The 16640-nt window shown below is 58.9% G+C and carries 8 protein-coding genes; all 8 read left to right on the top strand.

What is annotated here, in order from left to right:
* Nucleotides 1–414: 414 nt before the first annotated feature.
* The 8 genes from B3075_RS06845 (at nt 415) to B3075_RS06810 (ending at nt 16627) form a co-directional block, all read left to right on the top strand.
* Nucleotides 415–1821, top strand: coding sequence for an anthranilate synthase component I family protein (locus B3075_RS06845; protein ID WP_290492058.1), 1407 nt, complete (start codon nt 415–417; stop codon nt 1819–1821).
* Complete coding sequence (trpD, locus tag B3075_RS06840; protein ID WP_022197484.1) at nt 1805–3397, top strand: anthranilate phosphoribosyltransferase; 1593 nt, start codon at nt 1805–1807, stop codon at nt 3395–3397. The genes B3075_RS06845 and trpD overlap by 17 nt, the downstream gene beginning before the upstream one ends.
* The gene (locus tag B3075_RS06835) at nt 3387–4172 is read left to right on the top strand and encodes an indole-3-glycerol phosphate synthase TrpC (protein ID WP_094135781.1); all 786 of its coding nucleotides are present in this window, start codon (nt 3387–3389) and stop codon (nt 4170–4172) included. Before trpD ends, B3075_RS06835 begins: the two co-directional genes overlap by 11 nt.
* Nucleotides 4169–4816 (top strand): phosphoribosylanthranilate isomerase, encoded by a 648-nt coding sequence (locus B3075_RS06830; RefSeq protein WP_094135783.1) that lies wholly within the window; start codon nt 4169–4171, stop codon nt 4814–4816. Before B3075_RS06835 ends, B3075_RS06830 begins: the two co-directional genes overlap by 4 nt.
* Nucleotides 4813–5985, top strand: a complete 1173-nt coding sequence (gene trpB / locus B3075_RS06825) for a tryptophan synthase subunit beta (RefSeq protein WP_094135785.1) — start codon at nt 4813–4815, stop codon at nt 5983–5985. The genes B3075_RS06830 and trpB overlap by 4 nt, the downstream gene beginning before the upstream one ends.
* A gap of 23 nt (nt 5986–6008) precedes the next feature.
* On the top strand, nt 6009–6788 hold the full coding sequence (gene trpA, locus B3075_RS06820; RefSeq protein WP_179218331.1) for a tryptophan synthase subunit alpha: 780 nt from the start codon (nt 6009–6011) through the stop codon (nt 6786–6788).
* A 381-nt stretch (nt 6789–7169) separates the two neighbouring features.
* Nucleotides 7170–12329: a beta strand repeat-containing protein gene (locus tag B3075_RS06815; protein ID WP_290492057.1), complete on the top strand. Its 5160-nt coding sequence runs from the start codon at nt 7170–7172 to the stop codon at nt 12327–12329.
* A 32-nt stretch (nt 12330–12361) separates the two neighbouring features.
* Nucleotides 12362–16627, top strand: a complete 4266-nt coding sequence (locus B3075_RS06810; protein ID WP_290489279.1) for an autotransporter domain-containing protein — start codon at nt 12362–12364, stop codon at nt 16625–16627.
* Nucleotides 16628–16640: the final 13 nt, after the last annotated feature.

The following is a 16640-nucleotide window of genomic DNA, read 5'->3' as shown; positions in this document are numbered from 1 at the left end:
TTTTTATTCTGCTGTCAGTATTGACATCAAAAATACTGGATCCAGGGCCGGCAAAGAAACTGTTTTCCGGTATATTCACGATAAAGTGGCTTCAATATCGCAACCGGGGAGGCGGGTTTGCTTCCTTTGGCTCTGTTGGGAAAGCTCCGGTGTTTTTTCGTCATGGACAGAAAGTTTTTTTGACAAGGCAGAGGCAGAGGAGTAATAAACGCGCAGATGCGTTTCAGCACTGTACAGCCCTTTTTTAGCGAGAACCGTTATTACGGCAACGGCTATTGGTGGCGCGTACCCATGTCCGGACGGGGGAATCCCGAGGTGCAGTAATAGCATTCAGCTATGACCATTTTTCAAGAACTGCTTTGATTCCTCCGAGAGTCAAAGCAGTTTTTTTATTTTCAACTTACATCATCATCCATGCAAACACCATCCATGATCACTCTCCAACAGCGCAGCCGCCGCCTGAGCGCCGATCTGGAGACCCCTATCAGCCTGTTTCTGAGCCTGACTCAGAACAAAATTCCCGGACTTCTGCTGGAAAGCGCGGAAGTGGACGGCAGATGGGGGCGCTACAGCATCATTGCCTGCGATTACCTGATGACCGTTTCCTGCGTAGACGCCAGGCTTTCCCTTTCCATCGAAGACGACCGCCTGGCATCCCTGAAAGAGCTGGAAGGCATGCCTTACCTGGATGGGCTGCGCGTCCTAATGCAGCGTCTGGAGCTGGTGGGGGACGATATGAGGCAGGCTCCCATCACGAGGGCTCTGTACGGCTATTTCGGGTATGAAACCGCCGCCCTGTTCCAGCCCAGGCTGGCGCAGGCCATTCCTGCCTCTTCCGCAGAGTCCTGCCTGGTGCTGGCTGGCACCGTGATTGTTTTTGACCATTTGTACAATCGCCTTACCCAGCTCAGCCTGGGCGAACACCGTGATTTGTCCCATGCCCCGCTCCATGGGGCGGAGGAACCTTCCATAGGGGAGGTTTCCCGCACGCCGGACCAGGCGGCTTACATGAAGGGGGTGGAGCATATCAAGGAGCTGCTGCATGACGGAGAAGCCATCCAGGTGGTGCTTTCCTCCCAGGCTTCCGCGGAGTTCCACGGAGACGCTTTCATGCTGTACCGCCGCATGCGCAGCATTAATCCGTCCCCATACATGTTTTTCATGCGCCTGCCGGAGGTGACGTTGTTCGGTTCTTCTCCGGAGCTGATGGTACGCTGTACGGACGGCAAACTTCAGCTTTCCCCCATTGCCGGAACGCGCAGGCGCGGCAGGGATGATGAGGAAGACGCCGCCCTGGCCGCCGATCTTCTGAAAGATCCGAAGGAATGTTCGGAACATGTCATGCTGGTGGATCTGGGCCGCAACGACCTGGGCCGTGTCGCCAAGCCCGGTTCCGTGAAGCTGGAACGCCTGATGGAGATTGAACGTTTTTCCCATGTGATGCATATGACTTCCCGCGTGACCGCCCAGGTGAACGACGGGTTGGGCGTCTTGGACATTCTCGGCGCTGCTTTCCCTGCCGGGACGGTTAGCGGAGCCCCCAAGGTGCGCGCCATGGAAATCCTGGCGGAGGAAGAGCCTTTGCCCCGCGGTCCGTATGCCGGATGCATCGGGTGGCTGGGGTTGGACAAAAACGGCGTTCACATGGATTCCGGCATTACCATCCGCAGCATGTGGGTGAAGGATGGGCGCATCCACTGGCAGACGGGAGCCGGCATCGTATATGATTCCGATCCGGCCGCCGAATGGCAGGAGTGCATGAACAAGGGCAAAATTATTGACGTTATTTTGAAAGGAGAAGACCATGTTTCTGTTCATTGATAATTACGATTCTTTTTCGTGGAATCTGGTGCAGGCGTTTTACGCCCTGGGACGCAAGCCCGTGGTGCATGCGAATGACGATCCGCGTATCCTGGAACTGGCGGCCAGCCCGGAGCTGGAAGCCGTGTGCATTTCCCCAGGCCCCAGCCATCCGCGCAACGCCGGGCTGTGCCTGGAGTTCCTGAAACGCCTTCCCGCTTCCGTTCCCGTGCTGGGCGTGTGCCTGGGGCACCAGCTCCTGGGCTACTTCGCCGGAGCGGAGGTTTCCCGCGCCCCGTATGTCATGCACGGCAAGAGCTCCGACATCATCCATGACGGCGCGGGGCTGTTTGCCGGACTTCCCAATCCCATGACCGTGGGCCGCTACCATTCCCTGGTGGTCCAGTCCAAGGAGGACGAGCCGAACCCCCGTTTTACCGTTACTTCCCGCGGTCCGGAAGGGGAAGTCATGGCTCTGCGCTACAATGACCGGCCGTGGGTAGGCATTCAGTTTCATCCGGAATCCATCCTGACGCCGGACGGGCTTCAGCTGCTGGGCAACTTCCCGGATAACGTCGTGCCCTCGGGGCAGAAGGAAAAGCGCATCAGCCGCATTCTGGACGCCCTGGCCGCCGGACAGGATCTGACGGCGGATATGGCCGCCGCAGGCTTTGCGGACATCATGGATGGCCGTATGACTCCGGCCCAGGCGGGCTGCTTTTTAATGGGGCTCCGCATGAAAGGGGAAACCCCGCTGGAAATGGCCCACGCCGTGGGCATTGCCCTGGGGCGCGCCAACCGGGTGGAAGGATTGGAGGGTGACTGCATTGACGTGGTAGGCACGGGCGGGGACGGCCGCAACTCTTTCAATTGCTCCACGGCCACAGCTCTGACGCTGGCCGGAATGGGGTACAGAGTGGTGAAGCACGGCAACCGCGCCGTGTCCTCCTCCTGCGGTTCTGCGGATGCTCTGGAAGGCCTGGGGTTCCCGCTGGACGTAGCTCCGGAGGATGTCCGGCGCCTGTTGGACGAGCGGAACTTCGCTTTCCTGTTCGCGCCTAATTTTCATCCTGCCTTCCGTAATGTAGGCCCCATCCGCCGGGAGCTGGGCATCCGCACCCTGTTCAATCTGCTGGGGCCCCTTATCAACCCGGCGCGCCCCACGCATATCCTGCTGGGTGTGGCCCGTCCGGAACTCGTTGAGCTGCTGGCGGAGACGCTCCGCCAGTCCCACATCCGCAAGGCTGCCGTAGTATATGGCGCCGGGGGATATGACGAGGTGACGCCGCTGGGGCCCACCAAGATGATGATCGTCCACAACGGTAACTTGACGCCCATGTCCCTGGACCCCTCGGATTACGGCATCCAGCCCTGCAATCCGGAGGAACTGGCCGTTCATTCCAAGTCGGAAGCCGTGGATGTGCTGAAGAACATCCTGGCGGGGAAAGGCCCGCGTGCCATGATGGATATGGTGATTCTGAATGTGGGGGTAGCCATGTTCCTGCTGGAGGAGCACATGGACCTGTCCGTCTGCATGGCGAAAGCGCGGGAAGCCGTCTGCGCCGGCATAGGAAGGAGAACGCTTCATGCTGCTTGACCGGTTCCGGGAAGCCAAGGCGGAGGAAATAGCCCTGCTTATGGACATGGCCTCCCGCCGGGAACTGCCGCGCCCGTGGAAGGGGCGCCGGCCGGATTTCCTGAAAGCCATTGCGGAACCGCCGGACGGCCAGCCGGTGGCGGTCATTGCGGAGTTCAAGCAATCCTCTCCGTCGCGCGGCGTCATCGCCTCCGGGTTGAAACCGGAGGAAGTGGCTGAACAGTACGCTGCGTCGGGAGCCTCCTGCATCTCCGTGTTGACGGAAGAACAGTTTTTCGGCGGCCGCATCGGATATTTGGAACGCATGAGCCGCGCCGGGCTTCCGCTTCTCCGCAAGGATTTCATTTTTCATCAGCTTCAGGTGATGGAGACGGCTTCTACGCCGGCTTCCGCGTTGCTGCTCATCGTCCGTCTGACGCCGGACGCACGGACGCTCCGTGTTCTCAGGGAGCAGGCGGAGGCTTACGGCATGCACGCCGTTGTGGAAGTGTTTGACGCGGCGGATCTGGAAATTGCCAGGGACTCCGGCGCGCGCATCATCCAGGTAAATGCCCGTGACCTGGATACCTTGAGAACGGACAGGCAGGCCTGCCTGGACATGGCGAAATTCCGCCGTGAGGGGGAGGTGTGGATTGCCGCCAGCGCCATGAGCGCCGGGGCTCATCTCAGGGAAGCCGCGGAAGCGGGCTTCCAGGCCGTACTGATGGGAACAGCCCTGATGGACGGAGGAAGGCCGGGTGAAAAACTGGCAGCAATTTTAGAAGAAACAATATGAAGAAGCATTCATTTGCAATCAAGGTGTGCGGAATTACCCGCCAGAGCGATTTATCAACCGCCATGGGGATGGGGGCCCATTTCTGCGGCTTCATCTTTCATCCCGGAAGTCCGCGTTATATTGCGCCGTCGCGCGCGGCAGCCTTGGACTCCGCCCTGATCCGCCGCGTGGGCGTTTTCGTGAACCAGAACGCGGAGGAAATCATGGATATCATGAAAACGGCCCGTCTGGAATTTGCCCAGCTTCATGGTGCCCATTCTCTGGACTGCGCGCGCCGCATCGGTCCGGAAAAGGTAATCCGCGTATTGTGGCCGGACCGGTATGAATCCGTAGATGCCCTGCAAAGGGAAATGGAGCTATGGGCGGACAGCTGCGCCTGGTTTCTGCTGGATGCCGGCAGCCAGGGCGGCGGCCACGGCGTTTCCCTTGACTGGTCCTCCCTGGCGTTTCTGAGTTCCCCCCGGCCCTGGTTCCTGGCGGGCGGCCTTTCCTCCGCCTCTCTGAACAGGGCGCTGGAACAATGCTCTCCGGACGGCATAGACCTGAACTCCGGCGTGGAAGCCATTCCCGGCCAGAAAAGCCCGCAAAAACTGCTGGCGGCCCTCAAACCACTCACCCCTTACACTCCTTACCACATCGCATGAAGAAAGAAGGATATTTCGGCAATTTCGGCGGTCGCTTCGTACCGGAAGCGCTGCGCCCCCCGCTTATGGAGCTGGAGGAAGCCATGGACTCCATCATGCCGTCCCGCGAGTACCGGGATGCGCTTCAGGATCTGCTGGTCCATTACGCTGGGCGTGAAACTCCCCTCACGTTCTGTCCCCACCTTTCGGAAAAACTGGGCTTCCGCCTGTGGCTGAAACGGGAGGACCTGCTGCACACCGGAGCCCACAAAATCAACAACGCCCTCGGCCAGGCCCTTCTGGCCAAAATGATGGGGAAAACGCATCTTATTGCGGAAACCGGGGCGGGGCAGCACGGCGTGGCTACGGCTACGGCGGCCGCCCGGCTTAACATGGACTGCACCATTTTTATGGGCGCAGAGGATGTAGAACGCCAGTCCATGAACGTCATGCGCATGAAACTGCTGGGAGCGACGGTTTTCCCGATTGAGAGCGGTTCCCGCACGTTGAAGGATGCCATCAATGAGGCTTTGCGCTACTGGATTTCCCATCAGGCGGATACCCTGTATTGTTTCGGTACGGCGGCTGGCCCCCATCCGTTCCCCACATTGGTCAGGCAGCTTCAATCCGTCATTGGGCGGGAGGCCCGCGCCCAGATGCTGGAGCGCGCAGGCAGGCTGCCGGATGTGGTGGTGGCATGCGTGGGCGGCGGCTCCAACGCCATCGGCATGCTTCACCCCTTTGTGGAGGATGAAGGCGTCCGCCTGGTGGGTGTCGAGGCGGGAGGCACCGGTGAGCCCGGCTGCTATAACTCCGCCCCCATCAATCTGGGCAGTCCCGGCGTGCTGCACGGCCATGTGACGATGCTTTTACAGGATAAAGACGGGCAAATACAGCCGTCCCATTCCATTTCCGCCGGGCTGGACTATCCCGGGGTAGGCCCGGAACACGCCTATCTGGCGGAAACGGGGCGCGTTCATTACGGTATGATTTGCGACGCCTCCGCTTTAAACGCTTTCCAGACGCTCACCAGGAAGGAAGGCATCATTCCTGCGCTGGAATCCTCCCATGCCGTGGCCTGGGTGCTGGACCATGCGGAGGAATTGCCGCAGGGAGGGGACGTTCTGGTCAATCTCTCCGGCCGCGGAGACAAGGACCTGGGAATCGTCAGGAAATATATCAATCTTTAAGCCGCATCATTTCCATGAACAACATGCAGAAAACACCGTTACAGGAAGCCGTGGAAAGGGCCCATGCCCTTGGCAGACGCGCCGTTATTCCTTTTATCACCGCCGGATTTCCGGACAAGGATTCTTTCTGGACCCACCTGTCCCGCATTGACGAATCCGGCGCGGATATTATTGAAATAGGAGTTCCCTTCTCGGACCCCGTGGCGGACGGCCCGGTTATTGAACAGGCATCCCGGGATGCCCTGGCCCGCGGCGTCAGCCTGAAATGGATTCTGGACGGCCTGAAAGCCCGTAAGGGCTGTTTTTCTGCCAAGCTGGTGCTGATGGGATATGTAAATCCCTTTTACCAGTATGGCCTGGAACAGCTTGCCCGGGATGCGGAGGAGGCTGGCGTCAGCGGTTTCATCGTACCGGATATGCCGCTGGAGGAATCCGGAATGTTCCGGGAAGTTTTCAGCCCCCGTGGCCTGACGCTCGTCACTCTGGTGGCTCCCAATACTTCCGTGGAACGCATGCGGGAATACAAGCCTTATACTTCCGGCTTCGTTTATGTGGTTTCCGTTCTGGGAACCACCGGAGGGAAGGCTAACCTGGAACAGAGCGTGACGGAAACTATGCGCCGTGCCCGGTCAGTTTTTGATGTGCCGCTGGCGCTGGGCTTCGGGCTTCAGACGCCGGACCAGCTGGAGACGCTGCCTGAAGATGCCCGGCCGGATGCCGCCGTGCTTGGGAGCGCTCTGCTCAGGCATATTGGAGAAGGGAAGGACGCCTGGGAATTTTTGGGAAAATGGACCAGAGGCTGAACCGCGCGTTTCTCCCTGGCTTTTAAGGATAGGCCTGCGCAACTTATTGTGCAGGCCTATTTTATTTTATCTGGTAATAGGTTATGAAAATACGGATTCGCAATCCGCTGTCAAAGGAAAAGAAGCAGTTACAACGGTTTTCCGGAATATCCGGGCCGTTCCTTCCGTCAAAGAAAATCCAGATTTCCCTCCGACAGATTATTCTGAAGATAATAACATATTAATTATCAATACAATTTTTATTTAGAAAATTGAATAATATGTGAATAAAAGCGAAGCGGATTGCGAATTCCTTATTTATATTCACAATCATATTCCCCTTGCCGTGTTGTGGGAAAGGGTCTTATTTGTTTCATTAAATACCTAATTATCAAACGTTACATGAAATTACACCTCCCTTTGAATTTGTTGGCTGCCCTGATGACCTCCTTCTCCGGAGTAACGCTTGGCACTGCCACGCTGGCAGGAGTTTCTGGTCTTCTGATGACAGCATCACAGTCTTATGCGGCGGATGTTGCCTTTGACGGAACGCAGGTGAATGTGGCGGCGGGAGGTACGGCCTCCTATGACATTGGTACTGTCACGGCTTCTACCACCTTGAATTTTGCCGGAGCCGGCACGGCCACCATCACCAATTTGAACGGAACGGCCCCGGAAGCCATACTGACGGTAAACCGCGTGGCCAGCGGGGGCGCCAGCCTTTCCACGCTGACGTTGAACGGAGCAGGGACCTTCAACGGAATCATTTCCCTTTATTCCAACACGACGGGAGGATCACAGAATAACATCCTGAATCTCAACCACGCGCAGGCTGCCCAATACGCCACGATCAAGCTGGGCGGCCACGGTTACACGACGGGAGCTTCCGTCCTGAAAGCCGGCGTGAACACTTCCATCAGCAAGCTGGAGCACAACAATACCGCGGCTCTGATCACCGGGGAGGGGACTACGCTGACCATCACGGGGAATTCTTCCTCCTACGGCGGCAGTTTCGGCGGGACCGTGACAGTGGACTATACGGGGGGAGGGACCTTCACCCTGGGCAATTCCAACAAGGGTACGGCGCTTACGCCCGCGTCCTCTCCTGATGCCACTCTTAAAATCAGCAGCGGCACTCTTTCCCTGTTTTCCGGCAATGTCACCTGGTCCCAGAAACTGGTGATGGGTGACGGCACCACGCTGAACGTACAGGACGGTCCTTCCGTGGCGGGGTCTGCCGGCTATAACGCCACTTCCGTCAACAGCGGCGGTTTTAACTTTTCCGGAGCGACGACGTTCGGCAGCGGCGTCAATCTGACTTCCAGCTGGGGCAAGAACGTGAAGTTTTCCGGTGTTCTTACCGCGGCAAGCGGTTTCTCCATCAGCGGCGGCGCGAATGAATATACCTATTACAACCTGCTCAATGCCTCCAATGAAATTGGAGGGACGATTGCCGTTACGCGTAACTTCACCTCCCTGGGAATTAGTTCTTCTGGCTCCCTTGGCAATGCTGCCGTAACCACTTCCACTGGTTCCCAGTATGTGACGTATTATGGTACTGCGGGAGAAACGGCGGATGTTATTGGCAACTCCATCACCGGAGCCGGCAACTTTGTTGCCCAGTCGGGCTGGGTGCATCTTTCCGAGAACGTAGCGCTTACGGGAACCTATACCGTCAATTCCGGCGCTGTTCTCTCCAAGGTCGGCTCTATCAACGCCGCTCTTGCCGGGGGCAGACTGGATGCGGGGGCCGGAACCATGACCGTGGCGGGGCTGTCGGGAAATGGCGTCCTTTCCGCTTCTGCGGGCACCATGCATTTCCAGGACGCCTTCACGGTAGGGGAAACGATGGGCATCCTTGCCAACGGTTCCGGGGAGATCACGGGCAATGTGACGGTGGATGGAGGCCGCCTGTATTATACTTCCATGGACAATGTAGGCAGCGTGCTGCAGAACGTGACGCTGACTTCCGGTCTCATTGATTTCTCCGGTTTTCAGGAATTCCAGGACCTGTTCGGTTCTGAAGCCCTGGTGAACACCTCCTATAACCTGGGCGTTGATCTGGGGTCTGGCTTCACTCTGGCGGATGTTGACGAATCCCTGTACACGATCAGTACTGTGGACGGAAAAACAGTCATCACCTTTACGGCTTCCGGCGCCCATGAGACCGTCTGGGACCCTGCCTGGGGGCTGGAAGAAGCTCCCTCTTCCGCAACAGGTACGCTGGCGAACCAGCAGTCTTTGTCCCTGTACGGTATCCGGCCTTCTTCCATGCAGGAGGGGTTCGGTTCCGTGAATGCCGTCACCGGAACGGGAGACCTGACAGGAGTGACCCTGGCCGGCGGCTACTACAATACTGCGTCCAATGCCACGGCTACGCAAATCACCACCGGCATCTGGACGGATGTGCTGGGGGGCAATTATAATCTGATTATCGGCGGCAGCTATGCCAACAACTGGAGCGGTTCCGGCAAGTGGAACGTTACGGGAGACGTCCATACCCAGATTCAGGGGGACACCTCCGTCAACTGGGTCGTGGGAGGCAACTACAAGGACGGCCAGGCGGCAGGCATCACGGGAAACGTTTACGTATCCGTGGACGGGAATGCCGTCATTAAAGGCAGTTTGGTAGGCGGAGGCACGGCAGCCCATAATTCCGTAAACAACCTTGACGGCAGCACATACGTCGTCGTGCGCAGCATGCAAAGCGTCACGGACGAAACCATTTCGCTCAACTCCGTTGTCCGGGGCTTCATCATCGGCGGCAGCACTTATGAAGCCAACTCCTCATCCCGTGCCGCCATTACCGGAAGCACCAATGTGACGATTGATTTGGGAACGGCCTCCGGCAGCTTTGTCAAGAGCATCGTGGGCGGTTCCTATTCGGGAGGTTCCGGGGCGTATACGATAGGAGGCGATTCCAGCGTCAGCATTACCGCCGCCAGTGACGCCGTCTTTACCGGGGCTGTCTATGGCGGCGGCTACGGCACCTCCGGAACATCCACCGTCAGCGGCAATTCCAGCCTGACGCTGGATGGCGGCACTTATACGGGAGCCCTCTATGCGGGCGGCGGCGGGGCAAGGTCCGCTGTGAACGGGGACGCTACTCTTATCGTTAAGAAAGCAGTATTCCGTACGGGCAGTACGCTGAATGCATCGGAGGGTACGGTAGGCGGCACCTCTTCCTTGCTTCTGGGCGGTTACGGCAATACGGCGGACCATGCCATTTCCTTCTCCAATACGGCTGTGACCGGTTTCGACATCGTGACCATGTTCCAGGATTCTTTCTTTACGGGGAATCTGAACATGACCGGTTCCAGCGTGCTGGCGCTGGCGGGAGGGGCAGGAACGGGAATCAGTGTGGACGGTACGTTCGCTCTTTCCGCTGAAGGAGAATTGAGCCTGGATCTTTCCGAATTCGGAACCCTGACAGACGGCATGTCCGTCCTTTCAACTACAGGCCTGTCCAATATATCTTCCATTAAGGTTTCCTTTGCTGACGGCGTGGCGGGAACCGTCACCGTTTCCGAAAACGGCAAAGACCTTGTTTATACGGCGGGAACCCTCCTCTTGTGGGCGGGCGGTGAAAGCGGCGTCTGGAGCGCGGAAAATGTCTGGACGGACGGCGGCGCCCCAGCCTCGTATGAGGACGGTCTGGCGGTTTCCTTTGCAGACCAGGCCGGAGTCTCTAACTCTGTTGTACAGCTGGATTCCGAGGTTTCGCCAAGCTCCATGCTTGTCCGCAACTCCACTACCCGTTATGAACTGACGGGGACGGGAGAAATTACCAATACGGCCGTCACCAAGGAAGGCACGGGAACGTTGGTCCTCGGCACCTCTTCCATACTCGGCACGGGTACTACTGTGGCTGTGTCGCAGGGTGTTCTGGCATTCGGTTATGATACGGCCCTGCCTGGCACGGGGGTAACCTGGGAGGCCGGTTCCTTTTTGGGTGCGGCCAATGGAGCGACGGTGACGGTGGATTTGGGAACCGTCACTAACCCGGTATTCTCCCTTTCTCCGGATGCCAACTCTTTCATCACTCTGGCGACTCCGTCCGACATCGTTTTCGGCAATGCCATTACTGGGGAAGGAACTGTCCGGAAAACCGGCACGGGCTTGCTGAAACTGACGGGGAGCAACTCCGGCCACATCGTGGTGCAGGAGGGCAACCTCCAGATAGGGAACGGAACCTCATCCATCCGCTGGGGAAGCGCGGGTTCTTCCGTCACCCTGGAAAACGGCACGTCGCTGATTATTGCCGGCAACAGTTCGGGAACCTCCCACCATACCATCAACTCCGATTTGATTTTGGGAACAAACGCGTCCGACGCCGTTTCCCTGAAATGGGTGGACGCCTCCCAGGCAAGCGCCGCGGACTATCAGCATAGCTTCACCGGAACCGTTACCGTCAACGGGGCGGTCTCCCTGGTGGGCAGGGACAACTGGGCCAAAGAAATGGGCTTCACCGGAACGCTCACTGGAGCCGGCTCTCTGACTTACAGCCGCGGAGCGGGCGACGGCAGGTACAATTCCAACGGAAAGCTCATCATCAGCGGAGACGCTTCCGGATTTACCGGAATGATCACCATGAATGCTTCCAACGGCTATAGCGCCGGGCTGGATCTGCGCACTTCCATCTCTCAGGGTGGCGTCACCCTGACATCCGGAACGGACACGACCGGATTCGCTTTCATGCGCGTGCTGGGGGATGTTGAAATTGCCTCTCTGGACGGAACGGAAAATTCCCAAGTGGGAGCCGTAGGCGGTGCGCGCACGCTGACGGTGGGGGCCGGCACGTACAACGGCACGCTCACAGACCGTGGTGTTGCTCTTGGGTACGGAGCCACTTCCATTTCGTATGACGAATCCGGCGTCCTGTCTCTGACCAAGGTCGGCGAGGAAACGCTGACGCTGGGAGGAACGGTCAGCTACACGGGGCTGACGGATATTCAGGGGGGAACGCTCGCTCTTACTGCTTCCGGAGCTACGTCCCTGGGGAATATCACGATGGCGGCCAATACGCGGATGACGACTGCGGGCGCCCTGAACCTGGCGGCCAACTCTACGCTGACACTGGATATCAGCTCCGCCCTCGAAGTGGGCGGCGCTTTCGGGGCCGGAACGTTCAATCTTACGCTGAACGGGCTTGAAGGCATTACGGATGCCGGGGAATATACCCTGATTTCCGCCGCCAGCGGTCTTGATGCCGCCAGCGCCGTCTTTAACTGGGCCGGATATACCGGGGACGAAACGCTGATTTATGAACTGGAGCAGACGGGAACATCCCTCAAGCTGGTAGTGACTTCCGCCGGGGACGTGTGGATCTGGCAGGGAGCGGAAGGAGTGACCTGGAGCGATACGAACACGGGCGCCATGTGGGGCATTGAAGGTTCCACGGATACGGCTGCCGGGAAGAATCTGATCTTCAACAGTACCGGGGCGGGAACCGTCACCCTATCCGGAGCGGGAATCCTGCTTCCATCACAGTCAACAATGCTGCCGGCAGCGATTATGTCTTCGTTTCCGACGGCACCGGAAAAATCGCCCAGGGAACGCTGACCAAGCGCGGCGAAGGGAAGCTGGTCCTTAATTTGGACAACACGGGCTGGAACGGGGATATTTCCGTCCAGCAGGGCGAACTGGTGGCTCAGGTCGCCAACTCCCTGGGGTCCGGCGCCATTACCGTTACGGACGGCATGCTCACGCTGGCTACCGCGGAAGTTCAGCCGGGAATGGGCATGATCAACCTGCAGGGCGGCAGCCTCAATCTGGCTTCCGGTTCTTTTGCCACGGCGTTTACCGCAGACAACATGACGTGGACGGGCGGTTCCATGACGCTGGGCGAGGAAGTGGCCGCCACCGTCGCCAAGGCTCTGGCCAATGGAAAAGCCGTGGAATTGGCGGACGGTTCCGTACTGATGGTCAGCGGGGCTAATGATAACTCGGCTCTGAACCTGAATGCCTCCGGTTCCGGTACCGTTTCCGTGGGACTGGGAACCAGCTATGGGGCCAATGTCCTGAATATGAGCACGGAATTTCAGGGGATCCTGTCCGTGACGTCCGGCTATTTCCAATTGAATAACGTAACGATGGGGGCGGACGGCATCTTGAAACTTGCGGATTCCAACGTCCGTACGGAATGGAACGGAACAGCCGGAGGAACGTTTGCCAATGACGTTGTCTTTACGGGCAACCAGGTCTTTGCCACCAAGGATTTCACCTTCAGCGGCGATTTGAGTGGAACGGCGTTCTCCACCCAGGGCGCGGGCAATATGACCCTGGCGGGCGGCGTCAACCTGGACGGTCAGCTCAAGGTGCACCGCGGCACGGTGACCGTGAATTCCGCCAATGTGACCAAACTGGGGGACAGCATTGACATCCAGAACAACTCCACGCTGGCCTTTGCCCGCGATTTCTCCTACGGAGGCGTCATCAGCGGCACGGCCGGCAGCACGGTATCCGTAAACGCCGGAACGCTGGAACTCACCGGAGCGAACACCTTCCTGGGCGCACTCTCCATTGCGGGCGGCGCTACGGCGCGTCTGGGTGACGGGAGCGCCTGGGCCGGGTCCCTCTCCGGAGACGGTTCCCTGGTCATTGACACTGCCGGAGAGATAACGCTGGCGGCCGGCAACACCGGGTTCACCGGTTCCACCACCCTCGCGGGAACGGGCACCGTTACTTTGGGAGGGGCTGACTCCCTGGGGTCCGGGCGGGTCACCGTCAACGACGGCGTTCTCGATCTGGCTTCCCTGGATGCGGCCAACGTCATTCTGATTACGAAGGGCAGCCTGGAAAACGCGGAAGCCAAAACCGCCGGGAATGTGGAAGTAGCCGCTTCCGCCGGAACGCAGGGAGACCTGAATACGATCAACCTGGGCGGTTTGTCCGGTTCCATGGTCGGCTCCATCGTCATGGAGGATTACTCCCGGCTTACAGGCGTTTCCGGGGCTCTGGACATGACGGGCAAGACGGTGACGCTGAAACTGGATTCCGGCAGCCTTACCGCGGGCGGAACAACCGGACAGGGCGTCATTGATGCGGACAGCCTGACGCTCTCCGCCGCCGACACAACCATCAACCTCAGCAACCAGGGCGTTCTGGACCTGCTCGCCGCCAACCGGGATTCCACTGACGGCGTAGGGCTTGTACTGACAATGGGAACCCTGGCTGTGGATAATTTCAAGCAAATCGGATTCTCACCTCTTCTGACTTCTCTCGGTTATACCGTGACGGAAGTCCTGGGTGCGAACGGGACGCTGATGGTCAGCGGCAATACGGATCTTGTCTATCTGGTGGACACCACCCCCAATTCAGACGACCCCAATATCGGCGATTACGCCGCGCTGGATCCCTACAAGTCCGTCGGTATTAATGGCACTACGCTTCATGTGAGCCTGAACGGGGCGCCGGAAGCCTCCCGGAACGGAGACGGCTTGAAAGTCAGCAATCTGGTCGGCAGCGACGGTGCGCTGGTGGTGACGAATACGGCGGATGATGCGGCCTCCAACCACGTCGTAGTGGATCTGGTTCAGGACGTTGACGCCGGCAGCAACAGCTACGGCGGAACCATCAGCGGGGACCATGTGGATTTTGTCAAAAAAGGCGCGGAAACCCTCACCGTGGAGGGCAACTTCACCGGAAATGATTCCAGGCTCACTTCCTCGGAAGGGAACATCGTCCTGAACGGCGCCGGCAATAGCCTTACTGAGCTGGAACTCGCGGGCGGAGACATAACGCTGGGCGGCCGTGATGACGGCGCGTCCCGCATAACTACGGTGGAAACACTGGCTTCCGGCGCGGAAGGGGGAACTCTGGAGCTGGGTAACGGAACCCAGATGGTTCTTACCGGCCAGCAGGCCGGCAGCCATGTCACGGAGGTGACTATCTCCGGGGACGGTACGCTGACCCTGGGCGGCACGGGCACGGACTCCTCCCTGACATTGGGCAACGGCTCTTCCCTGAATGGTGTTCTGCTGGACATCCGTGAAGGTTCCGCCCTGTCCGCGGCAACCGGTTCCGTGAACACCGTTTCCGGATTGGCGGGCGGCGGAGCCCTGAAGCTGAGCGGCGCGGAAATGACGATCAACTCCTCCGCCTCCCATACCTTTACCGGTACGCTGGACGGGGCATCCGGAACGCTCAACGTCAAATCCGGCAACGGAAGCGTCCAGACTCTCAAGGGTGCGGGCAATGCGGGTTATCTCCTGAATGTGAGTGACGGCGGCGTCCTGACCCTGGCCGGAGCGGCAGGGGAGGGCGGCAATCCCGCCCAGGCTTCCTATCAGGGGATTACCGTGAACGGCGGCACGCTCAATATCGGCAGTGCGGACGATCCTAAAACCCAGCTGACGCTTGGCTCGGACGGCCTGAGCGTAACGGGGGACAGCACGGTTGCCATTACCACCTCCGCCACCACTGTGGACGGCCTGGGCAATCCTTTCGTTACTTCCAGCGGCAACATTACGCTGGGAGACGGGACGGGAGAAGTCACGCTGGTCATGAACAATCTGGATACCCTGGTTTCCGGGAGCGCGGAAACGCTGAATATGGAATTGTTCAAGACGACGGACGGCGCGCTGGTGTCCCTGGGCGGCAACGTCACCCTTCAGGACATGATTCTTGGCTCCATGTATGAAAATCTGGAGCTGGCCACCAATGACAGCATGACGGCCATCATCCTCACCGGCACGGCGCGCACGGAAAACATTTTCCGTAACTCGTCCCTGACGCGGAATGCCTCCACGGGAGCGGACATCCTCTGGAATTCCCGCTATCACATGGAGGAAGGCTCTGCCTTGCGCGATTTCTATACCTCTGTTCTTCTCTCCCAGAATTCAGGCGACTATTCCGGCGCCGCCCGCAAACTGGCCGCCGCCGCCGGCAGCACGGTTACCAGCCTGGGCATCGCCCAGCGCGACTCCCTGCGTGACCAGATGGGCTGGATACGCAACCGCGTGGCGCAGATGGGCGTTAATCCCGCATACGTCCATGAGGACATGCCCTACTTCCATATGTGGATGCAGGGGACAGGGTCCTATGCCAAGCTGGATACCAAGGGCGATGAAAGCGGCTACGAACTTACTACCTGGGGCGGCACGGTAGGCATGGACGTGGATATCAACGCCCGCTTTACGGCGGGAGCGGCGTTTACGGCCAATTACGGAAGCCTGACAGCCAATGCTGCGGATACGGCGGATGGAGACCTGGACAGTTACTATGTCAATTTGTTCGTCCGCTACCAGTCCCGCAAATGGTCCCATCTGCTGATCCTGACGGGCGGCTGGAATGATGCCGCGCTGACGCGCACGGTGAACTATGGTACGGGTTCTTACCAGGCCCACGGCAGTACGACGGGGGCCGGTTTCGGAGCCATGTACGAATTGGCGTACGACATCGCTCTCAATGAAGACAGGAGCGTGATTCTCCAGCCTTTATTCAACGCTTCCATTGTGACGACCCGCATGGACGGTTATCAGGAAAGCGGCTCTGCCGGAAATGCCGGATTGAGGGTGGAAGACCAGGAACTGACTACGGCTGCTGTCGCTGTGGGCGTCCGGCTCTCCGGACTCATGGGGTCCAACGTCTTCGGGCGTGAAGCGCTGGGAGAGGTACGGGTGAACGTTTCCCAGGATATGGGAGACCGCCGCGGGCAGGCCAATGTGGGCTTCCTGGCGGATCCTTCCTATACGCGTCCGGTATATGGCGCCAAGGTTGGAAGCACGGCCTTCCAGATTGGTGCGGGGCTGAGCGTTCCCGTGGGCACCAAGGGCGTCATTTTCGTGGACGGCAACGCGGATGTCCGCAGCGGTTCCAGCTCCATCAACGGGAGCGTCGGCTACCGCTACAACTTCTAAAGGAAAAACGTTG

The sequence above is a fragment of the Akkermansia sp. UBA7090 genome (genome assembly GCF_002493465.1).
Taxonomy (GTDB): Bacteria; Verrucomicrobiota; Verrucomicrobiia; order Verrucomicrobiales; family Akkermansiaceae; genus Akkermansia; species Akkermansia muciniphila_A.
Note: the sequence above shows the minus strand (reverse complement) of the source record. Positions and strands in the feature narration are given on the sequence as shown.